The organism is Rhodoplanes sp. SY1 (genome assembly GCF_046000175.1).
Lineage (GTDB): Bacteria > Pseudomonadota > Alphaproteobacteria > Rhizobiales > Xanthobacteraceae > Rhodoplanes.
The window spans coordinates 1-1,068 of the sequence record NZ_JBEOMB010000501.1; the positions used below are offsets into that span (position 1 = coordinate 1).

Genomic DNA, 1,068 nt, shown 5'->3' on the forward strand with positions numbered 1-1,068 from the left:
TCGTCTATCGCTTCGGCAGGAGTCGCACCTATTCCATCTAGCAGTATCCCCAATTTGGGTGCACTAGCACTCACCTTTCCGTCTAGCGCAGGCGTACAAACTGCTTCGATTGGAAGTGTAACATCATATGAGCGGTTTAATTGCTGGATATAAGTGGTTGTCGGGGACTTAACTACATTTACAAACCGCTCCAGAAAGCCCAGATCTGTGATCTGATGACCCTCGGTCAAAGCGAGTTTCTGCGCAAGACTGGGGTCATCTAAAAGGCGCTTCCGTAGAATGTCTGCGCGAACCACGTCCCAGGGCTGAGGGTCCTTTGTTGTCTTCTTCTTTGATTCGGCAAGGGCAATTTTCTTTTTATCGAAGATGCGACGAACACTTATGTCTCGAGATGCCGCCTTGGCAGCAAGTCCAGAGGTGCCCTCTTGGGCCGTGAATGCATATACTTCTAACTCCGCGTTGTGTTGTTGTATTAGCTGAATCAAGTCAAATCCATCGTACAGAGAACGAGAAGAATCCTCTCCGGTTACAAAAAAATAGTCAGTAAGCAACGCATCAAAATGATACTTTCCACTAAGTATTAAGTCTGCAGCCTCTCCAAGGCGCGTGACCACCATCGCCCCAATTGAACCAAAGTCCAACAACGCTCGTTTGAAGCGGCGCCCGAATTGCTCGCTGTCATCAACCACTAATACAGTCGGAGATGTCAAATAGCCCACCGGACGGAACCCTCTCACATGACCCTAATCCTCAACCCTTCTTAGCTGAAGGAACATCAATTGTGAAGAGTGGAGGGCGTCTTTGCAACAGCAGAAGTTGTCCGGAAAAGTGTGTACCGATTATGTGCCGTGCGACTGGAAGGCCCGTTCCTGTACCCTGAGGTTTGCTGGTTCTGCCGATTTCAAAAATCGACTGTTCATTAGGAAAGTGGAACGGATCAATCCCTGGACCGTCATCGGAGTATCTTATAATCAATCGAGAGTTGTTAATGTGGCAGTGTGCATCAATATTCATTGGACGCGTAGATTTTCTTCCCTTTGCCGCGTCGATCGAGTTAATGACCAGATT

The 1,068-nt window shown here is 48.1% G+C and carries 2 protein-coding genes; both read right to left on the reverse strand.

The window, feature by feature from the left end:
* On the reverse strand, positions 1–689 hold a 689-nt coding region (locus ABTU92_RS30600), incomplete at its 3' end, for a hypothetical protein (protein ID WP_408095282.1).
* A 61-nt stretch (positions 690–750) separates the two neighbouring features.
* Positions 751–1,068: ATP-binding protein (locus ABTU92_RS30605; RefSeq protein ID WP_408095283.1), on the reverse strand; the 318-nt coding region annotated here is incomplete at its 5' end.